This window comes from Bradyrhizobium erythrophlei, assembly GCF_900129505.1.
Lineage (GTDB): Bacteria > Pseudomonadota > Alphaproteobacteria > Rhizobiales > Xanthobacteraceae > Bradyrhizobium > Bradyrhizobium erythrophlei_D.
Window position 1 is genome coordinate 5,904,804 of record NZ_LT670818.1, and the last position, 25,857, is coordinate 5,930,660.

18 protein-coding genes are annotated in these 25,857 nt (G+C 58.5%); 8 read left to right on the forward strand and 10 right to left on the reverse strand.

The features are described 5' to 3' along the window. Nucleotides 1-286: 286 nt before the first annotated feature. Together B5525_RS27375 and B5525_RS27380 are read right to left on the reverse strand one after the other, a co-directional pair. On the reverse strand, nucleotides 287-472 hold the full coding sequence (locus tag B5525_RS27375) for a hypothetical protein (protein ID WP_079568791.1): 186 nt from the start codon (nucleotides 470-472) through the stop codon (nucleotides 287-289). A gap of 302 nt (nucleotides 473-774) precedes the next feature. Further along, entirely contained in the window at nucleotides 775-1,689 is a 915-nt protein-coding gene (locus tag B5525_RS27380) for a LuxR C-terminal-related transcriptional regulator (protein ID WP_079568792.1), read from the reverse strand. An 840-nt stretch (nucleotides 1,690-2,529) separates the two neighbouring features. Here B5525_RS27380 and B5525_RS27385 point away from each other — a divergent pair. Beyond that, nucleotides 2,530-3,261, forward strand: a complete 732-nt coding sequence (locus B5525_RS27385; RefSeq protein WP_244567599.1) for a LuxR C-terminal-related transcriptional regulator — start codon at nucleotides 2,530-2,532, stop codon at nucleotides 3,259-3,261. Nucleotides 3,262-3,423: 162 nt separating this feature from the next. Here B5525_RS27385 and B5525_RS27390 read toward each other — a convergent pair whose 3' ends face one another. After that, entirely contained in the window at nucleotides 3,424-3,921 is a 498-nt protein-coding gene (locus B5525_RS27390) for a DsrE family protein (protein ID WP_079568794.1), read from the reverse strand. 226 nt (nucleotides 3,922-4,147) lie between these two features. On the opposite strand from B5525_RS27390, the gene B5525_RS27395 reads away from it, so the two are divergent. From B5525_RS27395 to galE, 4 genes are all read left to right on the forward strand, one after another. Then, nucleotides 4,148-6,550: a hypothetical protein gene (locus B5525_RS27395; RefSeq protein WP_079568795.1), complete on the forward strand. Its 2,403-nt coding sequence runs from the start codon at nucleotides 4,148-4,150 to the stop codon at nucleotides 6,548-6,550. Nucleotides 6,551-6,616: 66 nt separating this feature from the next. Then, nucleotides 6,617-7,642 carry a TAXI family TRAP transporter solute-binding subunit gene (locus B5525_RS27400; RefSeq protein ID WP_079573848.1) on the forward strand — a complete coding sequence of 342 codons (1,026 nt, stop codon included), beginning with the start codon at nucleotides 6,617-6,619 and terminating at the stop codon, nucleotides 7,640-7,642. Then, nucleotides 7,639-8,256 (forward strand): type VI secretion system-associated protein TagO, encoded by a 618-nt coding sequence (locus B5525_RS27405; RefSeq protein ID WP_079568796.1) that lies wholly within the window; start codon nucleotides 7,639-7,641, stop codon nucleotides 8,254-8,256. Before B5525_RS27400 ends, B5525_RS27405 begins: the two co-directional genes overlap by 4 nt. Nucleotides 8,257-8,348: 92 nt before the next feature. After that, nucleotides 8,349-9,329, forward strand: coding sequence for a UDP-glucose 4-epimerase GalE (galE, locus tag B5525_RS27410; protein ID WP_079568797.1), 981 nt, complete (start codon nucleotides 8,349-8,351; stop codon nucleotides 9,327-9,329). Nucleotides 9,330-9,684: 355 nt separating this feature from the next. Here galE and B5525_RS27415 read toward each other — a convergent pair whose 3' ends face one another. The 7 genes from B5525_RS27415 to B5525_RS27445 all read right to left on the reverse strand — a co-directional run bounded on the left by B5525_RS27415 (nucleotide 9,685) and on the right by B5525_RS27445 (nucleotide 20,290). Beyond that, nucleotides 9,685-10,635, reverse strand: a complete 951-nt coding sequence (locus B5525_RS27415; RefSeq protein ID WP_172899985.1) for a Wzz/FepE/Etk N-terminal domain-containing protein — start codon at nucleotides 10,633-10,635, stop codon at nucleotides 9,685-9,687. Between the two features lie 226 nt (nucleotides 10,636-10,861). Beyond that, on the reverse strand, nucleotides 10,862-13,825 hold the full coding sequence (locus B5525_RS27420) for an HAD hydrolase family protein (RefSeq protein WP_079568799.1): 2,964 nt from the start codon (nucleotides 13,823-13,825) through the stop codon (nucleotides 10,862-10,864). Between the two features lie 10 nt (nucleotides 13,826-13,835). Then, nucleotides 13,836-15,047, reverse strand: a complete 1,212-nt coding sequence (locus tag B5525_RS27425) for a glycosyltransferase family 4 protein (protein ID WP_079568800.1) — start codon at nucleotides 15,045-15,047, stop codon at nucleotides 13,836-13,838. Nucleotides 15,048-15,124: 77 nt separating this feature from the next. Continuing rightward, complete coding sequence (locus tag B5525_RS27430) at nucleotides 15,125-15,919, reverse strand: polysaccharide deacetylase family protein (RefSeq protein ID WP_172899986.1); 795 nt, start codon at nucleotides 15,917-15,919, stop codon at nucleotides 15,125-15,127. 58 nt (nucleotides 15,920-15,977) lie between these two features. Continuing rightward, nucleotides 15,978-18,134 (reverse strand): polysaccharide biosynthesis C-terminal domain-containing protein, encoded by a 2,157-nt coding sequence (locus tag B5525_RS27435; protein WP_079568802.1) that lies wholly within the window; start codon nucleotides 18,132-18,134, stop codon nucleotides 15,978-15,980. A gap of 363 nt (nucleotides 18,135-18,497) precedes the next feature. Continuing rightward, nucleotides 18,498-19,328: a WecB/TagA/CpsF family glycosyltransferase gene (locus B5525_RS27440; protein WP_079568803.1), complete on the reverse strand. Its 831-nt coding sequence runs from the start codon at nucleotides 19,326-19,328 to the stop codon at nucleotides 18,498-18,500. Beyond that, nucleotides 19,310-20,290, reverse strand: a complete 981-nt coding sequence (locus B5525_RS27445; RefSeq protein ID WP_079568804.1) for a UDP-glucuronic acid decarboxylase family protein — start codon at nucleotides 20,288-20,290, stop codon at nucleotides 19,310-19,312. The genes B5525_RS27440 and B5525_RS27445 overlap by 19 nt, the downstream gene beginning before the upstream one ends. Nucleotides 20,291-20,666: 376 nt before the next feature. On the opposite strand from B5525_RS27445, the gene B5525_RS27450 reads away from it, so the two are divergent. The 3 genes from B5525_RS27450 to B5525_RS27460 all read left to right on the forward strand — a co-directional run bounded on the left by B5525_RS27450 (nucleotide 20,667) and on the right by B5525_RS27460 (nucleotide 25,551). Then, nucleotides 20,667-21,929, forward strand: a complete 1,263-nt coding sequence (locus B5525_RS27450) for a polysaccharide biosynthesis/export family protein (protein ID WP_172899987.1) — start codon at nucleotides 20,667-20,669, stop codon at nucleotides 21,927-21,929. Between the two features lie 279 nt (nucleotides 21,930-22,208). Continuing rightward, nucleotides 22,209-23,366: a hypothetical protein gene (locus B5525_RS27455; protein ID WP_079568806.1), complete on the forward strand. Its 1,158-nt coding sequence runs from the start codon at nucleotides 22,209-22,211 to the stop codon at nucleotides 23,364-23,366. A gap of 238 nt (nucleotides 23,367-23,604) precedes the next feature. Continuing rightward, complete coding sequence (locus B5525_RS27460; RefSeq protein ID WP_172899988.1) at nucleotides 23,605-25,551, forward strand: right-handed parallel beta-helix repeat-containing protein; 1,947 nt, start codon at nucleotides 23,605-23,607, stop codon at nucleotides 25,549-25,551. Nucleotides 25,552-25,857 lie beyond the last annotated feature (306 nt).

Consider the following 25,857-nt stretch of genomic DNA (forward strand, 5'->3'; position numbering starts at 1 on the left):
TCAGCTTAACAAGCGAGTTTCGTCGCGGGGCGCGGTCGCGATTGTATCGTCGTCGCAGTCGCGCGGTGTCCCAAGGTCATGCCACCACTGACCGCGCGATCAGGGGTCGACGCTTAGCCAAGTGGGAGCGGCCGCCCCGCCCAAACGCGGCGGATGTTCAATGACACAGCGCCGGAGTTTAATTCTCTCGACCGTGTCAGTCCCATGCTGGATCCTATTGCTCGCAAAAATTTGAACTCTGTCTCTTCCGCCACCAACCGGTCCGAAGCAAGGACCGACACGGCGCTCATGGATTAAATTCGGAGTAAATGTTGCCCTCTAAATCGAGGATGACGGCGACGGACCTGCCATCTTTCACTGTCGCTTTTCCGCGCCAAACTCTGCGGTTGTGCTTTTGCAATCCAGAAATTGAATACTCTTTTGCTTCGATGTGCGACTTCGCTTGATCTTCGTTGAGGCCGTTGTCGCCCATCAACGCAGGTTGCGGATTTGTCCTATTGGGAAATTCGGTAGGCATGATCGCAGAGTAGGACGGATAAATGGTCCCAGAGAAACAAGGGCTCGTGGGATTAATTTGACGACTAGCAACGACTTGTAGCGCTAGTCGCAAAGGCAGAGGGCCTAGTCGGGGCAATCGCATAGGCTGCTGGTGGCGGCGATCCGCGGCGCTGATTGCAACCGGGACAACACAGTCACCATCAATCGTCGTGACTTGTTCAGTTTGAAATCCGTTGCGGCCGGCGAAGAAAGTCAGCGGAATGCCGCGCCCGCTGGCTATTTGCCGGGCCCGGCCGCGCCATGAGCCCTTCGGTTGATGCCCTTGCGGATCAGGCGGTCGATGCGAGGCACGTCAACGTGATTTGCTTCGTGCTCGATCGCGCCTAGCGGTACCGATGCGCCGATTTGCTTTATTTCTGAGATAACCTCGACGGGCCTTGGAAGCTGCTTGCTCACATCGGAACCTGAGGGCGGCGAGATGTCGTTCGCCGGTCGCGTTAATGTCCCGTTGTTCATCCCCCAAATCGCTGCCTGTGTCCGATTCTGGACGCGGATCTTGCGAAGGATCGCCTTGACGTGGACTTTCACGGTCGCCTCGGCGATATCGATCTTTCGCGCGATGCATTTGTTGGAGTTGCCTTCGATCAGGCAGCGCAAGATTGATTTCTCCCGCGCTGAAAGCTGAGGCGTGAGCGTGTCCTCGGTCGTGAAGAGCATCGCCTCGTTCTTTTCGCCGCGCGGCGCCGTTTCGCCGAGTTGCTCATCTTCGGGACCGAGAACGAATGACAGAAAGGCCGGCGGGAAAATTATTTCACCCATTATCACCAGTTCCATGGATCTGATGAATGCATCGCACGTCATGATGTCGACGAAATAGCCGTGAGCTCCTGCCCGAAATGCAGAAACCAGCTCGTCTAGCCGATAGTGATCGGCTACGATCGCGATGCGCCCAGCCGGTTGCTGATCCCTGAGAAGTTCGATTTGTTCGACCGCAGCGTCAAAATCGTCGCCGGTATGAACGACGAGAAACAGAGGCTGGTGTGATTGAAGTTTGCTCGGCTGCAAATCATCGGCGCATGATACCGAGGCTAAGATGCGAAAATTTGCCGAGCGCAGGATTTTGGCAAGTCCTTCTCTAAGTAAAATGCTTTTTCCAACAAGTATGGTTGCAAACGATTGTCGCCTCCTCATGGTGACCCTCCGAGCGTGGACGCATCTTCACACTGGACCGGATCATCAAGCGCCGGCCCTCTGGCTTTGTGATTGTCGACGGGTTCAAGACCTCTTCTTAAGGCGGAAGTCTTGGTATCGAATATTCCTGGCTTGTTCAGTCGGTGGGGCTCTCCGCTTTCATAGGGAAAAATTTCGTGGTTAAATTTCGAAAAGCTCTGCGGTCGAGTTTTGTGTCATTTTTTTGAATGTTAGATTCGAATTACCGATATCCCTATATACCTTTGGTTATAGGTGACGGGCGAGCGCAACCAAGCTGGCGGTCGGCGACGAGATGTCGCAGTGGCGTCGCGCCGTGATCTGTGCAGATCGCATTCTCTGATCGAGCTGCACGTTACTAGCGGCCAGACGTTGTAAGAAATTTGCCAAAATGGTAAAATTAAAATGCGGTGCAAGCAAAAGTGCATCCAATGGCGCGGCCGGCGGGTGGAAACCATTTTGCGAAGATCACATCGGCGCGAATTATCAAAGATACAATTTGTAATTGTTGCACGCTATGATAGAAATTCTCTTGATAGGAAAGAAACGACGGGCAAGAAAGTCTTCAAGGACGAGCAGAGGACTCGCCGGTCTGCAAAGTGCTGCCGAGAGAGAGTCGGCGAGCGGACACACTAGAATACCAACTGCTCCTAAGATTGGTTGTTTGGGTAACGTTGGTTGTTCGTTGGCTTTCAATTTTTGCACTGCACTTCGGCGCAAGTGACTTCGGGAAAATTGTAGATGAAATATATTTAGGCGCGTAGGGTTTAAAGAGAACTGGGGGGCGGATTCCCTGAGGGCCCGCCCATGCGGTGTACCAGCGTGGTGATCGCAGACCGGCATCCTGTGGTTCTGCAAGGTCTGACCAAACTACTCGGAGCCCAGAGTGGCTTCGAAGTTGTTGCGTGTTGCAGTGACGGTACGAACTGCATGGAAGCGATTCGGAGTTTGGCGCCGGACATCGCCGTTCTCGACATGTCAATGCCTGGCTTGACTGGGCTGGAAATCCTCGCCATCGTCAACTCCGAGAATCTTACCACACGCTTGGTCTTTTTTACCGCATCTATTGAACACCACGAACTCGTTATATTTGCGGCAGCCGGTGCCTACGGTGTTATTATAAAAGATGTTTCGCCCGAAGTTCTGCTGCGGTCTCTGCGGCAGGTTGCCGATGGCCAGAGGCTGCGGCCGCTGCTTTCCTCCGACCATGAGCTAGCTCGGGAGCAAAGCGACGTCGCTATCACGGAGAATGTGCTGGCGGTGCTGACGGAGCGAGAGCGCCAGATCATGCGCCTGGTGTCGGAGGGATTGTCGAACAAGCAAATTGGGCGCCGGTTGAAGATTGCCGATGGCACGATCAAAGTGCACCTCCATAACATCTATCAGAAGCTTGAAATCAACAACCGAACCGTGCTCGCGGCGCTGGCCATATCGCACCATGATCGTGCGGGCTTCCATTCCGGAGATCAAGTCGCAGGACTTGCCCCGGTTCAGCAACGACCTGAGAAGAGCGAGGCGCCGCTGCCGAATCCTCCGCATCGAATCCATCGGTAAGGTCGGGGCCACGGGGCGAGTGAAGAGGAGAGCCGCCGCGGTCGTTCCGCATATCTTTGTCGGACAGTTCCGGGACGGAGACGACCTGTCACTGAATTTCCCTCCAACGTCGATTGCCAACGCCGCCATCCGGGCCTGCGCGGCGAGGTCCTGTTGAAGCCGTTAGGGTCGCAGGTAACTCCAGCCTCGCTCTTGCAGTTCCATGAGCCGGACCACTCCAGCTTTGACGACCTTCGCCTGCGAGATCAGAGGAATGTCCTTCGCTTCAGCTCTTGTCATGTTCTCGCGAGTATTCCCGCAAGCGGAAAAGGCGAGCTGTGGCATGGCTTCGCTCATTGATTTGATGCGCGCTTTGACGGGCGAGGTGTCTTCTCGCAGCATATGCAGTCCGGGCCCATAGGCGACCACCTCGATCTCAACCTTTTGGCCGAGCGCACCGTAATGCTTAGCCACATTGTTCACGTTATTAAGGGCGAGATTCATAACGGCGGGGTCATTGACGTCGACTTGCACAACTAGCTGATGCGGCTGCTTTTGGTTGGCGGCGGTGCTGATTTTGGCCGGAGCCCTGAATTGGGCAGAAATGCCGGGCTGCGTGCTCAGCGCTAAGGCGAGTGCAATGGAGGCCGCTTCGGCGAGGATGAAAAATGATCTGTTCATGGTGTTATCCTTGATGGGGCTGGCTCAAGTGTACGCTCAGCGTGGTTACGCCCGAATGTGCGGCTCAAGAGCGTTCCACCAAACGCAAGAGCGTTCCACCAAATGATCGGGTGATCTACTTAATTGCTGCGACTGGCATAGTTACTCCCTTCTGACTACCTCAATTGCGACATCGACAAGCGAACGGTGAAGGCTGTGTCATGTGAGCCCGACTTGAGTTATCCTGATGGGCTTGCAGGCAATTGAGACGACAGCCAAGAACCGAAAACCGGTTTTCCTGGTCAACCAAGATCCTGGTGACGCGACGACCACTGCCCATTGGACAGCGCACCAAGGCGTTTTGTTTCAAACCGAGGGCGCGTCGATTGTTTCCGCAATCCGTTCGCTATTGCGACCCAAACCGATCGAGGACATGCGCGGAGCCATTGCACGTGCATCTGTCATTGCAGAGGTGTGTTTTCTGTGGCTTTTCATCGGAGCCACGTTGGACAAGGGGCTATGCGGTGAAAGCAAGACCCGCGTCCAGGCTTTCGTTGCACCAACCGAAATGGGACCTAAGCTCGCGCAGCCCAACGTCATGCGGGGCGAAGCCTTGCTGGTCTCGCAGGTTGTTGAAACAACGGTTATCGAGCAAAAGCAGATTCCCGAACGCGGCCGTGAAAAAGTCGACATTCTCGCAGGCCGGCTGACTCCCATTCGACAGTTAGATGCAGCACAGGGCAAAGCCGCGCAATCCGCCCCTGCGCGGGAGCAAAATCAGGCGCTTGAACACGAACAGGAGCCGGACGGGGCTGAAGCCCGTGCACGTGCGACCGCGTCGCTCAGAGGAGAGCTCGATGCGGTGCGGTCAGCGGCTGAGGCGGCGAGGATCAAGCAAAGGCAGGCGCTTGATCAAGAGCGAGACAGGGCAGACGCCCTTGCGCGTGAACTTACCTCCCTCTGGGCGGAACTCGATGCGGCGCGGATCGTAGGTTCTGAGGCCGTGCAAGTCCCCGAGGCGGAGGTCCAGCAAAGGCAGGCGCTTGATCAAGAGCGAGGCAGGGCAAACGCCCTTGCGCGTGAACTTATCTCCCTCCGGGCAGAACTCGATGCGGCGCGGATCGCAGGTTCGGAGGCCGTGCAAGCCCGCGAGGCGGAAATCAAGCAAAAGCAGGAGCTCAAACAGGAGCGGGGCAGGGCGGACACCCTTGCGCATGAACTTACCTCCCTCCGGGCAGAACTCGATGCGGCGCGGATCGCAGGTTCGGAGGCCGTGCAAGCCCGTGAGGCGGAGATCAAGCAAAAGCAGGAGCTCGAACAGGAGCGGGGCAGGGCGGATACCCTTGCGCATGAACTTACCTCCCTCCGGGCGGAGCTCGACGCCGCGCGGAATGTAGGCCCGGAAGTCGCGCAAGCCGCCGCGGCAGAGGTCGAGGAAAAGCAGGCGCTCAAACAGGAACGAGACAGGGCAGAGGCCCTTGCGCGTGAACTTACCTCCCTTCGGGCAGAACTCGATGCGGCGCGGATCGCAGGTTCGGAGGCCGTGCAAGCCCGCGAGGCGGAGATTAAGCAAAAGCAGGAACTCGAACAGGAGCGGGGCAGAGCAGACACCCTCGCGCGTGAGCTTACCTCCCTCCGGGCGGAACTCGACGCCGCGCGGAACGGAGGCCCGGAAATCGCGCAAGCCGCCGCGGCGGTCGAGCAAAAGCAAGCGCTCGAACAAGAGCGAGACAGGGGCGAGGTCCTTGCGCGCGAACTAACTTCCCTCCGCGCAGAACTCGATACGACGCGTGCCGCGGGTCTGGAGGCCGCGCGAACCGCTGAGGCGGCGAAAATCGAACAAGACCTGGCACTTCGGAAGGAAGGCGAAAAGACCGAGACGCTTGGGCGCGAGCTTGCCTCGGCGCGGAAAGAGGCCGAGAAGCGTTCCTCACTTCTCGCCGCCGCGCACGCCGAGGTGTTACAGGCGACGGAGACAAATACAGCCATCGCAGCGGAGCAGAAACTGGCTCTCGCGAGCGAGCACGATCGCGCCGACGCCCGCGCGCGCGAGCTTATCGCCGTCAGGAACGAACTCGAAGCCGCTAACCGGCAGATCGCTAACTTGAATGCTCCTGGTGCCGTGCGCTCACGCGAGCCGGCCGTTGATAGCTCGCAGGAGCGGATGGCCGAGTCCTCTTCGAGGACGATCGAGGGAAAGGAGCGCTCACCGGAACAGATTCGTGGCGAAGCCGTCGCCTCGACCTCGGGACGGTCGTCCGCTTCGGAATTGCCGCGTCCGCAGCCGCAGTCGACCGCGCGCGAAGCCGCGTCGGATTTGGATCCGAAAGTCGCTGTGAGGACAGAGCGATCTACATCGGCGAGCGCCGCTTCCCGCTCGCTCGCAGACGAACAGAGGCTGCTTGCTCGGGCAAACGCATTGCTTCTGCAAGCTGATATTAGCGGCGCTCGCCCATTGCTTGAACACGCTGTTGAGCGTGGCAGCGCGCGAGCTGCCTTTATGCTGGCCGAGACTTACGACGCGCGCGTGCTGCAATCTTGGCGCGCACGCGGAATCTCCGGTGATCTCACGAAGGCGCGTGAACTATATGAACGGGCGCAGGCAGGCGGCATTGAGGATGCGAAGGAGCGGATCGAAACTTTGAAATAGGGGTCGGCTCGTAGCTCGGCCGGCCCCACGTTAGCCAGCTGGAGGAGGGAGATGCCCATGTCGCCCATGAAGCATTCTACGATGGCATCAGCTACGATGGCATTAGCCGTGCTTGGCCTCCAGCTGCCCGCCGATGCTCAATCCCACCCGACGCGGGAGACGCCGGCGGCCGCGGCGGCGCGGAGGGCGGACCTAGCCGCGAAAGAACGGATCAATGCATGGACCGTCGGTCTCGCCGGCGGGTTCATCGAAGGTGCTCCGCTTCGGCTCGCGGCAGAGATCGCTCGCGTCGTGAATGAAGAGGACAAGCTTCACGTCATTCCGATCGTGACGCAAGGTGCAACTGAAAATGTCAACTCGCTGCTATATCTCAGGGGTGTTGATGCGGCCATCATCAACACCGATGCTCTTGACGAGTACAAGGCTCAGGTGCCGTTCATTGAACGGCGCCTCGTCTACATTCTGAACCTCTTTCCGTCCGAATTGCACATCTTCGTCCGTCCCGAGATCCGGTCACTCGAAGACCTCAGGGGCAAAAAGGTCAACTTTAACACGCAGGGCACGGCAGCCGCCTATTCGGGTCCACTGATCTTCAGTCGGTTGGGTCTAAATGTGGAAAAGATGTTCATTCCGCATCAAGTGGCACTGGGGCAAATGAAGCGCGGTGAAGTCTCGGCCGTCGTGTTTGTGACGTCAAAGCCCGTTGACGCTTTTCTGAAGGGACGTTGGGATCCAGGGTTCAAGTTTCTCCCGATCGAATACGACACCAAATTCGAGGACTACTATCTTCCGTCATCGATCGAGGCGGCCGACTATCCGAACCTGGTGCCAAAAGGTGAGCGGATCGCGACCATCGCCGTCCCCACCATCCTGGCGGCCTACAACTGGCCTCAACAATCCGACCGCTACCAGCGCGTAGCGCGCTTCGTGGATTACCTGTTCGGTCGCCTCGACAGGTTGCAGTCCCCCGGATTCGATCCGAAGTGGAAGGATGTCAACCTGCGCGCCAAGGTGCCGGGTCTCGAGCGGTTTCGGCCGGCGCAGGATTGGCTCGATCGTCCGCAGGCCGTAACAGCGGCGCCATCACAATGAAGGGCGTGGGCGCACTCATTGTAGTCGTGCTCTCAAGCCTGAGCCACGCCTTGTATGCTCAAACCGGTGATGCCGTCGATCGCCTCAAGGCATGCTCACGATTTGAAGGCCTTGAGCGGTTGAAGTGCGTCAATGAGCTCTTGCAGGAAATGACGCCAGACGAGGCCGCGCAACCTCAAGGCCCGAACTGGACCATCAGCGAGACGACCTCACCGGTTGACTATAAGCCGCAGATCGCCGCGCAGACGATGGCGCGCGCGCCGCAGCAAGACGCCCCGTCAGCGCTCGCCATTCACTGTCGCGCCCAGCGCACCGAGCTGACAATTTCCACGACCGGCTCTTGGAAACAGGCTACGGATGGTGAGGTGAAGGTCGTGTACCGGATCAACGAAGAGCCGCCTGTCGAACAGCGCTGGATGCCTGCGGTGACGGGTAAAAACCTCAGCTTTCGGGGCGACGTTGTGCGCTTCTTGCGCTCGATGCCGGATCGCGGCCAGCTTCTCATCAAGGTGTACGCCGGAAAAGCTACGCCGTCTGAAAGCACGTTTCAATTGGTCGGGCTTGATCAAGTCCGGCGCAAGATCGCGGCGGCATGCAAGTGGCCGCAGCCCTGATCGAAAGTCTGTCAATAATCGAATGCGGTCGCATCAGCACCGCCCCAAAATTCCGCCATTTAGCGATGTGACTCATCGAAAGGAGTTATCGAATGACGATACTGATCACGGGGGGCGCTGGGTTCATTGGCGGCCATACAGTTCTCGCTCTTATCGATCGGGGCGAAATTCCAATTGTGTTGGATGATCTATCGACCGGTAACAGGGCAGCAGTTCCGTCAGGCGTCCCTTTCTTTGCCGGCGACATCGGAGATACGGAGTTAGTATTGCGTCTTATACAAAACCATAGGATTGACGCTATCGTACATTTCGCGGCCAAAATAGTCGTTCCGGAATCGGTAGCCGATCCGCTTAACTATTATCTCAACAACACGGTCAAAACACATACTCTGCTACAAGCAGCAGTGAGAGGAAACGTAAAGCATTTTGTTTTCTCTTCGACTGCGGCAGTTTATGGCAACCCAAGTTCTACGCCTGTAAGTGAGACAGCTGATCCAGCGCCGCTTTCGCCTTATGGAAGGTCAAAGCTAATGTCGGAGTATATGCTGGTTGATGCAAGCGCGGCATATGATCTGCGGTATGTGACCCTGCGTTACTTTAACGTCGCGGGAGCCGATCCGGCCAGACGCCTTGGTCAATCGACACCTGGGGCGACGCATCTAATCAAAGTGGCACTTGAGACGGCACTCCGCCGGCGCTCCTACATGAATATTTATGGCAGCGACTACCCAACGCCTGACGGTACATGCGTGCGGGATTACGTGCATGTTTCCGATTTGGCTCGTTCGCATCTTGCGGCGCTCGATCATCTGCGGGACGGCGGAGAGTCCCGAACGCTTAATTGCGGCTATGGACGGGGGTATTCAGTAAGACAAGTTGTTGACGCAGTAAGGAGGGTCGCGGGAGTTGATTTCGAAATTCGCCAAGCGCCCCGGCGAGCGGGAGATCCCGCCTCAATTGTGGCAAATAGCGATGAACTCATGAAACTGGGGTGGGAGCCAGAATTGAATGATTTGCCAACAATGATTGAGCACGCCCTCGAGTGGGAAAAAAAGTTGACAGCGGTTACATAAGGGCGGGTCGACCCTCCGCCCAGTGGAAATGTTTAGTTTAATAAGTGGAGGTTGAGCCGACAGTGAAATTTATTCTCGTTCTCGATGCTGCTCTTGCACTCGTTAGATTGATGTTCCCAATTTACTTTCGCTACCCAGCTTGTTTGGAAACTCGGCATGCGGGATCAGCTGCGGAAAGGGCGTCGTCCGGTCCGTAACCTGGCCAGCTTGCTCGGTGCATCCGGATCGGCGTCCATCGGCGAGGCCACTGATCCGCCAGTCTTCGTGCGAAACGGCTCTTTAACACTCACTGAACTGCCTATCGTCAATACGGCAACATCGCTTTCTCTTGTTGCGACGGCTGCGCGCGGATAGGCTATCCAGCGCGGTCGCCTACGATGGCGAGTTTGTCCGGCCGGGGCTGTCTGCGCAGTGCGAGCCGCAGAGCCAGCCATATCCCGACGCTGAGCGCCGCGCCCGCCGTAAGCCCAAGAATCAAAATGATACGGGGGCCGGAAGGGAACAAGGTCTTTTCGGCCGCAACAAATGACTGCCCTGTGACGAATCTGACAGTATCATCGTCAGGTGGCCCGTTACGCAAGGCGGTCAAGCGATTTTGCAGAGTGTCGAGCCGCGTGTGCGCGAGAACGTAGCTCGGGTGACGTACACCGTATACCGAGGAAAGCTCAGTTAATTCTCCTTCAGCGACGGCCTGGGTATCAGCCAACTGTTGCAACATCTGGCCGCGGAGGTATTCCAAAGCAACCGCGTTGGCAAGCCTGGCGGCCCGTTCCGGATCTCCTGCTGTAGCCGCGACCGAGATCAAATAGGAGCGCGTCTCGCTAGTCACGGTGATCTTCCGCATCAGCTCGTTCACGGCAAGGTCGCGCTGCGAGGGTTCCACCGCCGCTAGTCCGAGCCCTGTTCGCATGATCGAGAACACGCGCCACACAATCGACTCACGCGCAAATTCAGGATCCTTATCGAGACCGAGCCGAGCAACCACGGCGCTGGCCGTTGCACGCGAGCGAATGCCACGTATGGCACCGTCCACGAGCGCAACAGGGTCGATCGAGGCGATCGGTTGGATTTTCGTCCCGGTGGTCCGCTCTTCACGGGTGAAATTGAGATGGATGGTGGCTGCACTCGTATAGCGTGGCCCGATCAGAACGAGAAAAATTGACGCGAACAAAAGAGCCGCGAGAAGGATCCCCACAATAAGTAGCTTTTTATGCCAGAGAATTCCTAGCGTGTCGCGTGCGACCTCCTCGTAATAGGCTCGCAGAAGGGTGGCCTCATTCTCCTTTATCTTTAACTGCGCTGTCATTCTCGACTTTCCGGACTCCAGGGTTGTGGCCATGCGGCTTCCGCTACGAGGCCTGCGATCAACGCAGGAGCTGCCCCAAACTCCCAGAGTGAACGCCGGATCAGGCACGATGAAAAGGATTCCAGTCGGGGTAATCCATAAGACCTATGCCGGCTGGCCCTCGGGCCGTTTCGCCCCGGTGCGCCTGGGGCACCGCGCGCGTCGATTGCATGAAGTCGACAGATCGCTAACGCACGAAAATCTTGAAGACAGCGGGGTCGAATAGGCCGCGGAACAGATTTCTGGCCCGGCTCTCGTCCGCGGCTTGCAGAAGCTCCAGAAACAGAGTCGGGCCGCCGGGCCGCAGGGCTTTACCCTCTGCACAGTGTTCGCATGACCCACCGTCCGGATGCACAAGCGAGTGTGCGATCTCGAGCAGGCCCCGCTGGTAAGGATGTCGAACGATCTGGCAGCCGAGGAGCCGGGCCTCACGGACACAATCGATATTGGCTGGGGCAAGGCTATGTGTGGCTGCGCGAAACATCGGCAGATCCCCTTCCGAGTCGCCGGCCGCGATCGTCTCGGCGTCGGGCCTCAAGACCCAATCGCGCAGGACCGACAAGCCTGTACCCTTGTCGACATCCTTGGCCACGATCGTCGTATCGATTGTGGTGTGATGGAAGGACAGCCGATCCAGCCCCAAGGATTTCATCAAATGATGCATGACGAGCGTCGGGAGCGGCGCCGGAGCGCCGCCCCCGATGCTGAACGAGCGCGCCGACTTCAAGAGAGAGGAGAGAAGGCCGCGCGGCTTGTCGTGGTAGGTGAAAGCCCGAACGGAATATTGATGGCGGTCATCGAGAAATACCCCGGGGAGCAGCCGCAAATGACTTCTCAGCTCGTCCAACTGGACCATAGCCTCGGGGTTGATGAGAATTCGCTCGCGCTGACCTACAGCGTCCCACAGATAGCTGCCGTGCTCGGCGACGCCTCCGGCCAAATGATAGGCGTGGCAGTAATCCTTCACTTCAGCGGCCGACCGGGCCGTGTTCAAGGCGACCGAGAATCCATGGGCGTTCAACAGAGACAGGGCCTCGATGCCGGCCGCCGAGGTGCATGGAAAGCCGAAGAGCCGACGGTCGAGCAGACCGTCGAGATCGAGCGCGACAAGCGGCGAACGCCAATCCAGCGCTTGCGGCGGCCGACAAAAGCTGCCGCAATAGCGCGCGGTATGGACCGTGAGAAAATTCCAGGCGCTCATGAGTTGGTGATGGAATTCCTGCTGCCTGTCGGCGACAAGCGGCTTGCCGAAGAGGTGCTCTTGGGCCGTGTTCATTGCCCAAAAGCCTGCGAGCAATTTGTGCATGAAGAGCCGTTGCTCTACGCCTGCGTCTTCCGACTGCTCGACATAGCGCCGGATCAGCCTGCTCTCCTCATCGGGTGAGAGTGCCAGGGTCAGGATGGTCTCCGCCAGGTCGTAGGCAGGATCGACCACGTTCAGCTCGGACTTGCCCATGCCGTGATGCTCGTAGTCGGTCTTGAGCAATCCCGGTGACCCGGTGATCCATTCGTCTCGCCCCATCTTGCCGTCAATGAGTGTGGGAAACGGACAAGGCTGCTCGCACAATCGCCGCTCGAGGCGTGGCTGCATCAGCGTGTCCGTGACAATCCGACCGTAGGCTCTGCTCAGCACCTTCTGTAGCAACCGAAAGCCGTTTTCGTCCCGTCGCAGACCCTTGCGCGATGCGGGGCCTGTTCCCAATCCGAGATGCCGGACTCTCGCAGCCACATAAGAGGCGGACCTGTCGATCCGCGCCTCGCGCGCCGTATGGTCGTCCTCCGCGATATGCATGTCCTGAGGCAGCGGGGACTGCGGCAGCCATTCCATGTAGAGAATCCCGTCGCGCAACCCGAGGATCGGCGGAACAAAGCCAGAAAGCCGCTGTCCGGCCAGAAACGCGTGATAGCCAAGCCACCCCCAACCGACGCTTTTTGCCAGGACGTACCGCGTTTCCTCCTGTCCTTGAGGCGTCTTCAAGTGAACTTCGTAAATCCGCTTAAGCCGGGTGCCGCGATCGCCGCGCGACGAATCCTGCAAGCGAGCGTTGAACTCCCCAGCGCTTTTGCTGGCGACAAGCCCTATGTTGGCGAAATTCTGATGCTGAAAGTACTCAGCCAATCGGCCTTCCACCAATCTCTGGTCGAGCAGGCGATGCTTATGCCATTGCTCAGCTTCGAGCGACACGACAAGATTCTCGGATAGAGGGCCGAAGCAGTCCCTTCTCGCCGGGTGAGCAGGGACGAGGGCTCTGAGCTTATCGGGGGCAAATCCGGCTCGGCGAGCCATATCGAGACCCAAGACGACCGTACCACCGGTGTGTGGCGCGTCGTCCACAATTAGGGCCGTGAAGCCCCGCTGGGCGCAACGCCGGAGTTCCTGACGCTCCCACCGCCCCAGTCCTTTGTTCGGCTGAACCGTCAGTGAGGACACCGTCTGATAGCCTTCAGTCTTGAGAAATGCTCGCAGCAGCGGAGCGAAATAGGAACCCGAGGTGCGCAACCCCAGGACCAGGATCGCTTCCGAGCGATTCGGGAAGCGCTGCGCAAAGCGTTGTCCGAGCGCGACCACATCGAAATGCGTCAGGTCGAGCCGGCGAAATGGGGTTGGGACACCGACGTGCTCGGTTTGCAAATCGGGTGGCAAAGGCGAAAGCAGAAGCTTAGCCAACTTGCTGCCTGTCTCAGCGAAGGGGGTCGGGTCAGAGAGTTGCCCAGCAACGACGATTGTAAGAAAATCGTCCAGCCCTGCCCGCCAGCGCTCCCGCCAGCGACGTGCCTGCGCCCGATGGCGCTGCGGCAGGATACCCGTCAGTCTTTCCGTCGCCCATCTGGCGCTATGCCCAAGGCGTGTTGCGGCCAACGGCCTGGGCATGCGCAGGGTTGGCCCGCGCAGGTATTCGTCAACAGCGTTCAACAGGGCGCAGGACAGCAGAAATACGTTGTTGACGACCTCTCCGGCCCGCCAGTCATGCGGCACGGCCTTAAGTTTGTCGATCTCGCCGCGAAGGTGGTCGGTCGCTTCAAGGACCGTCGGAAACGGGTTCAGACACCAATTGTAGGCTTGATAAAATTCGCACTCGGTCGGCAGCAGACATTGTTGCGGCGGCACGGCATCGCGGACCTGGCGCAGGCGCTTTGTACTTACCAGCACGCGTAGCTCCTTAAGAGTGGGGGTGCGCGATCAATGGGGCAGCGCGCTCAACTTGGTCGCGACCCCTGAGAGCTTGCTCGTAGATCGCCATGAGAGCCTTGTGGTTGGCGTCCGCGGTGAAGTTCCGGTCAAATTCCAGACGTGCGGCTCGTCGCATCCGCGCCAGTTCCAGCGGATCCGCCAGAATTTGTCGCACCTTCGCAGCCAGGTCGACGGGGTCCCCCGGTCTAAAATGAAGCCCGGTGCGTCCGTCGTCGACGATTGCGGCCATTGCCCCCAATTTTGGAACGATTACCGGCGTCCCTTTGGCGAACGCCTCCACGATCGTCATGGAAAAATTTTCGTAGCAACGGGACGGCAATACCAGAAACATCGCCTCTCCGACCAATCCATAGACCGCCTCGCGCGATACATGCCCTAACCATTGGATTGAGGAATCCTTCGTCGCGGCATCCTGTACCGCCGTCGCCATTGGACCATCGCCGAGGAGCTTCAGCGACACATCGCCGCCGAGATAACGCCAAGCCTTGAGGAGCGTGTCTAGGCCTTTCTCCGCTGACAATCGACCGACGAATACCGCGTGGCCACCCTTTCCCTTACCCGCGCCAGGATCGGGATAGGCGAAGTTGGGTTTGATTGCGATCTTGTCTGCGGGCAGGCCCCCTTCGACGAGCTTGCGTCGACCGAATTCGGTGAGAGCGATATACATGTCGACTGCCGTCGACCAGGTTCCTAGAACTCGGTGCGTCGCGAGCATCGTAGCGACAGTGGTGCTGGCGGCACGGCTGCCTCGGTAGCACCTGTGCACAATGCCAGGCCAAGGAACCAGCTTTCCAAGACAGTTTTCGCAGACCTCGCCATCGCGAAGAAGAAGACCGTTAGCGCAGAGAAGGCGAAAGTTGTGCAAGGTCTGCACCACACGAACATTTTCAGCCCGTGCGGCGTAGTAGGCGGCTGGCGAGATTAGTGGAAACGTGTTGTGGAAATGAGCAATTTGTACACGGTGCGCTCGGAGCAATTTTCTAAGCTCCCGGTACGCTGAGTGATTCCAGATCGTTCGTGATGCAAGCCGAATGCGATTCATCCCATTAATCGAGTCATTGTGTAGACAGTATTGCGTCACCTCATGCCCATGCGCTCTGAGCGTCGCAACCTCGGCCGCTACGCACTGATCCTCGCCGCCTGGCTGCTGGTAGAAGTTGTGCGCCACCAGAATGTTCATCGCAATGAACTCCCAACTCGGACGAAGTCGACCTTGAGCAAGCCGCATCCGCTATACGATCGTTCTAAACCGCCTTTTCACAGTTCGCTTCGGATCGCGTTTACTTTTGGTGCCGTTTCTTCAACATGCGCGCTCGCCGACAATGCGCGTTGACAAATCTGTCCGTTGGTGAGTGAGGGTGCTTGGCTTGCGAATTCACTCATGTATCGCAAGGCTTCATCCAAACGATGCCACTGCTCGGTTTCCTGCAGCTCCCATGAATGTCCCCACAGATGGAACACGCCGCCGTATCTGAGGGATTCGTGCAGCAAGGATCGCGCCAACGCAGGCCAATCAGTCGAACGACCACGAGTCGTAAGCCGCAAGAGGTTCTTGAGGGCTAACCGCTTGACCGCGTTCTTCGCGAACGCAAGGGAGCCGTGCGGATAGGCTTGGATCGTGGTCGGCAGCAGCATGATCCCCGCATTCTTGCGTGGGAAGTCGAGCGACAATAATTCGACGTTGCGCACACCGAGATAACCTGCCTTTCGAGCTATGTCCAAGTGCCTATTTGTGTATTTGCCTTTCGGCGGACAAAACATCAGGCATGGCAGGCCGGTATTGCTTTCGAGCCACGATTTAGATCCGGCAATCTCTTGCCACGCCTTCTGCTCGGTGGCCTCGGTCAGGACAGCGTGATGCAGGGTATGTGCACCAATTTCGAAAGCGAGACTGAGCTCCCGGATCTGGGCTGCCGGCATCGTCTCATTCTCGGCGGTCATCGGGATGTAAAATGTGCCGCGCAAACCATGCTTCGAGAGCAGCTCGGCCACACGCAAATCCAGCGGATGGCCGTCGTCCCAACTGGTCGTGATGAAGGTCGCCGGTTTCACGATCGTCTTTCCATCTATTGCGCTCCGAGCAGAAATCGTCACATCGTTTCGGAATTCCTCAATTGGTTCGATCGAGGTGAGACAATTGAGCTCTCAGCCTCAGAAGTATTGCATCTATACGACGGGCGGCGATCTTTTTGACTATCATGCGCCACAGCTCAAGCGATGACGACGAGCACAGCGCCTTGAGGTGTACCCGAGCGCACGCCTCAATTTCGTCCAGCAACCGCTGTTTCTCTTCGAATGAACCGATCGTCTCGATGAATGCTCGTAGGATGCTCTCGGCGAACAATTTCTGGCGCAAGCGGGCTTTGGGATTACCGACAGTGCTCTTCACCCTCACTCCCGTGTCATACAGCATGTATGCCAGGTCGTGTGATGCCGGATACCAGCGTCGAGGGACGTCATCGCCAAGAAGAAAGGAATTCGTCCGCGGGCCGAGGTCGACGAAGGAGAGGCTTCTGTTGGCGATATCGCAGAGGGTGTTGTCGAAGTTGAGGTCTCCGTGAAGTTGCCCGACTGACCAACACCTCTCCATCGCGGCGACGATTGCGCGTGGGGCGGTATCCAATACTTCCGTTGTCATATTGTCGGCGTCACACAGGAGTGAGGTGAGCGGTCTTCCCGGTACCATGGTCATCACCAGCGCGAGCGGTGACGCACAGACATACAGCGGCGCGGGGGTAGAAATCGTCCAGCCATTGATGGTGCGACCGTCCACCACTGCATGGAATCGAGAGAGCGCCTCAAGCTGCGTGCGCACCAGCTCGACATTTGGCGCTGCGGATGGTTTGTACAACTTGATCACCAAACTGCGGTATGCTTGCCAGACCGGCTGCTGGCTCTGCGATGTGACAGCATAAACAATCGCCTGGACACCCTCATCAAGCTGTTGAACTACCCAGCCGCTGTCTATGGAGCTTTGGGTGAACTGCTGGACCACCCGGGTCGCCATCGCTGAATTGGAATTCGAGCCAATCTGCGTGGGACTTGCATTTAGGTCAAAGTGCGGTACGAGCGCTAAGAACGCTACCCACCGACCCACCGACCCGGCCACGTTACCCGCCAAGAAACCGTAAGCGGCTCCCAACAGGCCCCACTCGATCATCAATAGCCAGACGAGAACCCCGGTGATAACGGCCCCAACTAAACCGGCCCAGACGATTGCACGAGCGCGCTCCATGCTTGCCAGCGCGACGGAAGCTGGATTACCTACGGCCGACGCGAGCAGCGCTACGGCGAGAACGGCGACGGTGCGACCCTGTCCCTCGTACTCCTTCCCGGGATAGAGCAAACGCATCACGTCGTCGCCGACGAACAGGGCCACTATGCAGAACAAGGTCATTGCCGCACCGAGTAAAAGCGCGTCATGAACCATCTGACGCCGCAGCAGTGCGCCGCCCCCCTCCTTCAACGCCAAAACTGCTCTTGGCGTCATGATATTGCTAATCCCCGTGATCAGGGGGTTTGCAAACATCACGACGCTCATGCACGCGGCGAAGACACCTGTCGCGATCGTGCCGACGACCAGGGCCAACAGCCAGTAAGTTATGTATCCCTGCACGGACACGGTGATCTGGCCGGCGAAAAGCCATCTGCCCAAGCCCCAACTTTGTCTCGCTGTTGTCAGCACCTGAGTCCAGCGGAACGCAAATTTGCCGCGGGAGAAGCACAGCCATATGATCGACGTGGAGGCGCAGGCAAAGCCAAGCGCGGCACAGGCGGTAGCGCCGGACATCCGCCCGACCCAGCCTATCCAGCAGAGTCCGGCCAGCTGGATCGTCGCTACCGCCGAATCCAGGATCAGAGCTTGGCCGGTGTGCAGGTGCGCCAAGGAGAACTTGCGACCGAATTCCCGCAAAAGTGCGAAAGGCAGCACCCCCGCCAGCGTCCAGGTCATTGCGCGGAGCCGCGGATCTGCGCCAGTTGCGGAAAGAGCCAACGCGATCACGAGCAGGATGACAATGCCGAGCGCCGACAATAGAGCGCTGTGTGTCAGCGAGCTGCCCGCATGTTCAGCTGGAGTTCCCCGAGCGCGGTGCTGTTGGATCGTATAGGGCAGTGAGATCAGCGATTCCTGGATGGAAAGCGACGATACCAGCAGAGAGATTCCGATCGAGTAAAGTCCGAGTTCGTTTGGAACAGTCCAGCGCGCGATCACTACCGTTGTCAGAAAACTGGCAGCGCTGACTACCGCCTGATCTGCGAGCGCCAAGGCGTGCGTTCCCCAAGTTCCCCAGGCGGTGCGCAGTAGCGTGACCCACCGCCATCTCATCTCTTCTTGAGCTGTGCACGGGTCAGCAGTTATAGCGACACATCTCTGCCCGAACGGCGGCGCCGACGATTGGGCCGGTGCTCTTTCCGTGATCGGCAAGCTGCTTTTCAAATCGTAGTCCAACGCTCCTCCTTCCCGCGTGGTGTTTCTCGGGTGCCATAAGGTGCGTGATCGAAACCAACGACGTTGGGCGTCAACGGCGGGCGCATTTAGCCGTCATGCGAGCGGTGGAGGGACACGGCAATCGTTCTGCGTGCTGTCCTTGGATGGCCGTAGCGGTGCATGGACATTCCGGGCAACCTCCTATTTGCGAGATGGTGCCCCGACGGGCGCTTGTTTGGAGCGCCGGATGCCGCGGCGCGCGAGATCACCGACAGCGAGAATAATGAAGCCGGGCACGCTGTAGGCGTAGCGGCGCCACAGGCGCCGCGGTTCCGAGCACAGCCGAAACAGCCACTCCAGCCCGTTTCGCTGTATCCAGCGTGGCGCCTGACGTTTCGTTCCTGCCAGGAAGTCGAACGCAGCCCCGACGCCGATCATGACCGGGGCCTCGATGCGTCCGAGATGCCGCGCCATCCAGAATTCCTGCTTGGGCGTGCTCAGCCCCACCCAAATGATGTCAGGTCGAGCCATATTGATGGCGTCAATGTCGGCCTGATCCTCGTCGGGCGTCAACTCGCGGAAGGGAGGGCAGAGCGTGCCCGCCACCTCGAGGTTGGGATGAGCATTCATCAGGACCTGCTTCAGCTTGTCGGCCACACCTTCTGCACCCCCGTAGTAGAATTGCCGGTAGCCACGCAGGCTCGAGACGGCCGTCATTTTCCGCATCAGATCGGGGCCATACACGCGGTCCACATTCCCCTTGCCGAGAAGGCGTAAGAGCCAAACCAAGGGCATGCCGTCAGGCGTTACCATGCCGGCTTCGTTGTGAATGCTGCGCAGGCGCTGGTCGCGCCGGCTCTCCATGACGCCGTGGACGTCGCGGATGCAGACGTAATTGCGGCTGCGCTCGCTGATCCAGCGCTCAATCGTTGCGATAGCGTCGTCCAGGTTGATGGGACTGACACCGACACCAAGAATGTCGACCCGGTCGTCGCGGATTGGGCCGGCGGACCTTAACTGGCGACTTTCCATACGATCTTCTTTGCTTCGTTGGGGCTTGAGAGCAGGCTATCGAAATAGCGGATGGTCCGGCTCAGGCCTTCCTTGAGCGGCACCGCAGGCAGCCAATGCAGAATCTGTTTGGCGCGGGTGATGTCGGGGCAACGCTGTCGCGGGTCGTCCTGTGGCAGCGGTCGGAACTCGAGCCTCGAGCGCGAGCCAACAAGGGAGATGATAAGCCCGGCCAGCTCCGAAATGGTTGTTTCGAAGGGATTGCCGAGATTGACCGGTCCGTCGACGTCGCCCTCGACATTCATCAGACGCGTGAGGGCGTCGACCAGATCGTCGACATAGCAGAACGATCTCGTCTGCGACCCCGAGCCATAGATGGTGATCGGCTGGTTGTTAAGTGCCTGGATGATGAAACTGGAAACGACGCGCCCGTCCTGCGGGTGCATGTTCGGCCCGTAGGTATTGAAGATGCGCGCGACCCTTATGGCGAGCCGGTGCTGGCGCTTGTAATCGTAGAACAGCGTCTCGGCGCAGCGTTTGCCTTCGTCGTAGCAGCCGCGCGGGCCCGCCAAATTAACGTGACCGCGGTACTCCTCGGTCTGCGGATGGACATCGGGATCGCCGTATACCTCGCTGGTGGACGCTTGCAGAATGCGGGCGCGCAGGCGCTTGGCGAGTCCCAGCATGTTGATCGCACCAATCACGCTCGTCTTCGTCGTCTGAACCGGATCATGCTGATAGTGGATCGGCGAGGCTGGGCAGGCCAGATTGTAGATCTCGTCGACCTCGACATAGAGAGGAAAGGTTACGTCGTGGCGCATGACCTCGAAGGCGGGCTCGCCGAGCAGTGGTTCGATGTTGCGGCGCGTACCTGTGAAATAGTTGTCGACGCAGAGAACCTGGCACTCCTGCTCGAGCAGCCGTGCGCACAGATGCGAGCCCAGAAACCCTGCACCACCTGTAACAAGAACCCGCTTTTTCATAGCGTACTTCCCACTTGCTGTTTTCGGCAGCTCTCCCCGCCAGCGGCCAACGCCATCTCGGGATGGTGACCGGTGCGACGAAGAATGAGAAATGCGCATTAGGGGCAGCGCAGAAGATAAGTGATCCAAAGGGGTACTCACGAAGAGCGGGTTCGTAATCACTGTTCGCGCCAGGCCACGCGCGTGCGGCCGCTAGCCTGTGTCGGCGACGCGCCGTTCGGTTCCGACGGCGGTCGGTCGGAAGCAGTTGGCGCGAAATCACGAGAACGCGCGACGTTGCGGGGAGAACGCCATGAGACCTGGCCGGAGGGCAATTGCCGCCACGCTCGGGCGCAGGCGCGCAAGTGCGTTACGTCAATTTGTACGAGCAGCCGTTTTGCTTGGTGCGCTCGTATTTTCGTTCCCCGTATCTGCGGAGGCTGCGGGAGACAGCCGCGTCTATAGGCTTGCGCCGGGCGATCGGATCGCCGTGATGGTATTTGGCCAGGCGGAACTGTCGGGCGATATTCTTGTCGACGGCGCGGGCAATATACTCCTGCCGTTCATCGGCCCGATCGAAGTCAAAGGCCTTACGGTTGACGAGTGCCAGCAACGCATTCACGATCAGCTCGCCAATGGCATTCTCAAGCAGCCGTCGGTAAGCGTACGCGTCAGCGAATTGAGGCCGCTATATGTACTCGGCGATGTGCGAGTACCTGGTGTCTATCCCTTTCGATACGGGAGCACCGTAAAAAGTGTCGTGGCTGCTGCCGGCGGGTTCGGACTGGCCGAGCAGGGCGCAACCATTTCCGATTTCCTTCTAGCCGACGAGCGCGTGCGTCAGTTGAGCCTCCAGAAGCAGTCTTTACTCGTGCGCCGCGCGCGTATCGAAGCGCAGCGCGACGGCATGAACGCGTTCTCTCCGTCTGCCGCGCGGAAACCCGCGGAAGAAGCTGATTTCGCGGAGACGGTAGCAGGCGAAAAGGAAACCTTCGACTCTCAGCTCGCAATGTTGCAGAGCCAACTCGACCTTCTGCGCTCGCAAAAGCCGCGCATCCAAAAGGAGATCGAGGCCCACAATGGTCTGATTGCGACCAATAAACGGCAGCTCGAAGACATCAAAGAGCATGCCGAACAATACGGCAAGCTGGTCAAACAGGGCCTCGGCCTTGCCAACGCAGAGCTGCAGCTCAGGATCACTGAAGCGAACTACGAAAACGAGCTTTGGAAGCTGACAGCGCAAGTCTCGCGCCTGGAGATGGATAACGGCGACCTCGATCTCAAAATTCAAGAGACTGAAGTGTCTTTCAAGAAGCAGATCCTTGTCGAGTTGCGGGATGTGCGGGAGCACCTCAGGGAGCTGGACGTGACACTGCCATCGGCGCGCAAGATCCGCGCGGTGAAGCTGCAGCAGATCAGCGGCTTCGCGGGAAACGAAGCGGCTCGCTCCATCAGTGTGACGCGTGCGCGCGATGGCGCGGCCACGGTCTTCCAGGCAACTGAGACGACATCGTTGGAGCCCGGCGACGTCATAGATGTCAAAAGACTGCTTCCCCCTGAACTGACGTACCAGGGACCCTCAGCCTCGGAGTCCGGTCTGCGACCTTCTCAAACGGGAGAAGCGGGGCCTGAGAGGCCGGTCGCTTCGGCTTCGCGGTAGTAGCTGGTGCGGGATAGCCGCGGTCGCGGCTGCCCGGAAGAATAGTGGCGTCGGCCATGGGGATAAGGGGTAAGTCCAAATGACCATGATCTGTGCTTCAAGGCTGAGTTACTTGAGCGACCATGGTCGCTTGCTGCCCGCAGGCGGCGACTCGCACCGCTCAACTGGATCGCATTTCTGGCCGCGAGGGCCCGAGGACCAAGGCCGGGTCGACGGCCGACGGTCCCGACCGCATTTCGATCACGAGCTATTTCTTGCAATCCAGTTTAGGCAGTTATCATGACCGCGACGAGCGTCGCAGATCAAGCATTGAACCGATTCGTAGTTTCGATTGCCTGCGCCGTCTATCTTGTCGGCTATGCGGGCTATTGCTTTGCCGAGAGCCTAGGTTCGCTTCGGTACGTCGTTTATGCCGTGCCGCCAATCCTCGTTGCATCCCTCATGCTCCAGCGCACCCCGACAAGCAACAAGGCCGCCATGGTCTTCTTTCTTACGTACCTGTCATTGGCTCCCCTGGGATATTTGATTGGCGTCAAAGATACTGATTTCTTCTTCAATAATTTTATAATTATGGTTTTGATTATTGTCAGCTTTGTTCCGACGATTAATGTTGGCGTCGAGCACATCCGTTTCGTTTTTCTGTGTTCCGTGGTTTACTTTGTCTTGGCCTATTCGCTCACAGAGCACGGAGGAGTTCGCCTCTTCCAAATATTGGAAAGTGGTACTGGTTCAGGTCTCGAAGACGGCTATGACAATCACCAAGGGGGTCTTCTTGGTCCTATATATGCGGTTTTTTTGTACGCTATTGGCGCCAAGATCCAGTTCCTCCTAGCTCTCGTTATGAGCCTCTTGGGTGGAAAGCGTATAGGCGTCGTCGCCATTCTTGTCGGCCTGGCTTCTATCTTCTTGTTCCGGAAAGCCGCGGCGCTCAAAAAAAGGCGCAATCGCTTTATCTTCCTTTTGGCGACCCTGGGTGTCATCAATATAGCGGGATCAAATATGTTCTATCTCTCTCAATATACTTATGAGAGTCTAAGCATGAGCGTCCCGATTGAAGAAATCATGCTGGGTCGGTACGTGATCGGCTCCGAGATGGCCCGCGTGATCGACAGCAGGTCTGCGGTCGAGTCGCTTATTGGATTCGGTCCGGGCGGCGCCGACGCTCTGGCAACGCTCGTATCGTCGGGAACTCTCAAAGAGCCACACAATGATTGGTTAAAAATACATTACGATTATGGGATTTTGGGATCTATCGCCATAACCGTGTTCATCGCCCTTGTTTTTTCGACCTCCGCGACCGGGGCCGTAATCGCGATCGCGAGCGCGATTTTAATGACGACGGACAACGTCGTCATGTACTTTTTTTATCAGTTCCCGATCGTCCTGATGGTCGGCTATTCCGCGCTGAGGGAATCCCGTGTGCAGGGGACGGCATAGCGTTCAAGTCGCTGAAGTGGAAACTCTGCTGCTCCAGGAGCCCTGCGCCGTCCTACCTGTCCTTGCTTCGGGATTTTTCTGAAGGTTCGTCGCGATGATAGCAAGGCTAATAATCCTCGGAGGCATTCTACTGACGTCGCTTCCCGGCTGGTCGGCAGAACCGCTGGCTGACATCTACGTGTCCACCGCCGGAAACGATAGCTGGTCGGGGCGTCTCGCGGAACCCGTGGCGGACGGCATGGACGGACCGGTGGCGACGCTGGAGCAAGCCAGACTGCAGGTTGCGCAACTGCGCCGGCGACAGCCCGGACGCGATCGGCCGGTTTTGGTCTCCATTCGCGGCGGCGTCTACTATCTCGATCAGCCGCTCAGGTTCGGGCCGGAGGACTCCGGCACGGAAAGATCGCCGACAATCTATAAGGCGTTTGGTGACGAGCGGCCGGTGCTGAGCGGCGGCGTTCGGATCACCCATTGGCAAGTCACCGCCGAAGGGCGTTGGCAAACAACGCTGGATGATGTGCAGGCCGGAAAATGGTCGTTCGCCCAGCTGTTCGTCAACGATCAGCGGCGCTATCGTCCACGCCTACCCAAGCAGGGTTACTACTATATTGCCGAGCAACTCGGCCAGCGCGAATTCGGCTTCGCGGCTGACGAGATCCGCGCCGATTGGGCCAATCTAAGTGACGTGGAGGTTATGTCGTTTCACGACTGGGCGGCGTCACGTATGCGGATCGGCTCAGTGGCCCCCGCGCAACACCGCGTGGTGTTCACCGGCCAGAGTTGGGAAATGTTTGCCAAGGGGCATCGCTACCTGGTGGACAACGTGCGCGAGGCGCTGAGCGAACCCGGCCAGTGGTATCTGGACCGGCCGCTCGGCCGATTGACTTACATTCCGAAAGCCGGTGAGCAACCGGACCAAGCCGAGGTGATCGCACCGCGGGTCGAACAGGTGCTGGTGTTGCAGGGTGACCTTGCCAGCAAGCGTTGGGTCCAGCACGTCCAGTTCAGTGGCCTGACCTTCGCCCACACCAACTGGACCATGCCCCCCGCCGGCCAGGCCTTCCCCCAGGCCGAAATAGGCCTCAACGCGGCGATCGTCGCGATCGCCGCTCGGCAGATCGTGTTCGAACGCTGCGCCGTGCGGCATGTCGGCGGCTATGGCATGGCCTTCGGTTCTGGGTCACAGAACAATCGTGTGGAGAGCTGTGAGCTAGTCGACCTGGCGGGCGGCGGCGTGAAGATCGGACACGCGGGGTTTGGGACCTGGGATCAGATCAAACAAATATCGGACGATCCCGAAATGCACGTATCCCACCACGTAATCCGGAACTGTCTTGTCGCGCACGGCGGACGCCTGCACCCGGGAGCAGTGGGAGTCTGGATCGGACAGTCTTCGTACAACACGATCGAGCACAATGACATCTTCGATTTCTACCAGACCGGAATTTCCGTCGGTTGGACCTGGGGCTACGGCCCTAGTGACGCCCATCACAACGATATTGGCTTCAATCACGTGTACACTATCGGCCAGCTCGTGACGTCGGATATGGGGGGGATCTACACGCTTGGCGTTCAGTCCGGCACCGTTGTGCACGACAACCATGTCCATGACATCCAGTCGTTGGACTATGGAGGCTGGGGTCTGTACGCCGATGAAGGTTCGACCGACATCGTGATGGAAAGAAACCTCGTGCACCACACGAAAACCGGTGGCTTCTTCCAGCACTTTGGTAAGGAGAACCGCATCCGGAACAACATTTTTGCCTTCGGGACTCAGTTCCAGCTGGAAGGGACCAGACCCGAATCGCACGTGTCATTCCATTTCGAACGCAACATCGTCTTCTGGGATAATGACAGCCCGTTGATGGGCGGGTGCCATTCGGCTTCGGTACCGTGCGAGATCAACTTTAAACTGGACCACAACGTGTATTGGAACGCCGCTGGCAAGCTGCCTGTGTTTCCGGGCAATCTCAACCTGGATCAGTGGCGGGAGAGGGACCAAGACAGGCACTCACTTGTCGCCAATCCGCTCTTTGCGGATGCCAAGAACGGCAACTTCCAATTGCAACCGGCTTCGCCGGCGCTGGAGGTCGGCTTCCGGCCCTTTGATGCGATGAAGGCGGGCCGGCAAGGGCCTCCCTTGCTGACCAAGGACTTGCCGACTGTGCCTCCGGCATTCCCATAAGAACATATCGTTTTCACGGTCTAGTCGGCACGCCAGAGCCCGGGCCAAACCGGATTACTCCATCGTTGCGTTATTCAATTGGCGTCGATCCCGAGTATCGTGAGGCGCGAGGCGCTGAAGAGAGATGCTTTTTGGGAAGCGATTGCGATGTGAAACAAGCCGACGATTTTGGTGACCGGCACGGGCGGATTTATTGATAGGGCGTGCGCGGCCGCAACGGTGACAATTCGCGGCTAAGAATCGTCCTCGGCTGGGAGCCCAAGACGCCGCTATCTATCGGGTCAACTGCATCAGCCTGTGGAGACC

Excerpts from the sequence above, each read along its gene's own strand:
- B5525_RS27375 (WP_079568791.1), bottom strand. The coding sequence starts at position 472 with ATGGGCGACAACGGCCTCAACGAAGATCAAGCGAAGTCGCACATCGAA.
- B5525_RS27380 (WP_079568792.1), bottom strand. The coding sequence starts at position 1,689 with ATGAGGAGGCGACAATCGTTTGCAACCATACTTGTTGGAAAAAGCATT.
- B5525_RS27390 (WP_079568794.1), bottom strand. The coding sequence starts at position 3,921 with ATGAACAGATCATTTTTCATCCTCGCCGAAGCGGCCTCCATTGCACTC.
- B5525_RS27395 (WP_079568795.1), top strand. The coding sequence starts at position 4,148 with ATGGGCTTGCAGGCAATTGAGACGACAGCCAAGAACCGAAAACCGGTT.
- B5525_RS27400 (WP_079573848.1), top strand. The coding sequence starts at position 6,617 with ATGAAGCATTCTACGATGGCATCAGCTACGATGGCATTAGCCGTGCTT.
- B5525_RS27405 (WP_079568796.1), top strand. The coding sequence starts at position 7,639 with ATGAAGGGCGTGGGCGCACTCATTGTAGTCGTGCTCTCAAGCCTGAGC.
- galE (WP_079568797.1), top strand. The coding sequence starts at position 8,349 with ATGACGATACTGATCACGGGGGGCGCTGGGTTCATTGGCGGCCATACA.
- B5525_RS27415 (WP_172899985.1), bottom strand. The coding sequence starts at position 10,635 with ATGACAGCGCAGTTAAAGATAAAGGAGAATGAGGCCACCCTTCTGCGA.
- B5525_RS27425 (WP_079568800.1), bottom strand. The coding sequence starts at position 15,047 with ATGAACATTCTGGTGGCGCACAACTTCTACCAGCAGCCAGGCGGCGAG.
- B5525_RS27440 (WP_079568803.1), bottom strand. The coding sequence starts at position 19,328 with ATGGAAAGTCGCCAGTTAAGGTCCGCCGGCCCAATCCGCGACGACCGG.
- B5525_RS27445 (WP_079568804.1), bottom strand. The coding sequence starts at position 20,290 with ATGAAAAAGCGGGTTCTTGTTACAGGTGGTGCAGGGTTTCTGGGCTCG.
- B5525_RS27455 (WP_079568806.1), top strand. The coding sequence starts at position 22,209 with ATGACCGCGACGAGCGTCGCAGATCAAGCATTGAACCGATTCGTAGTT.
- B5525_RS27460 (WP_172899988.1), top strand. The coding sequence starts at position 23,605 with ATGGACGGACCGGTGGCGACGCTGGAGCAAGCCAGACTGCAGGTTGCG.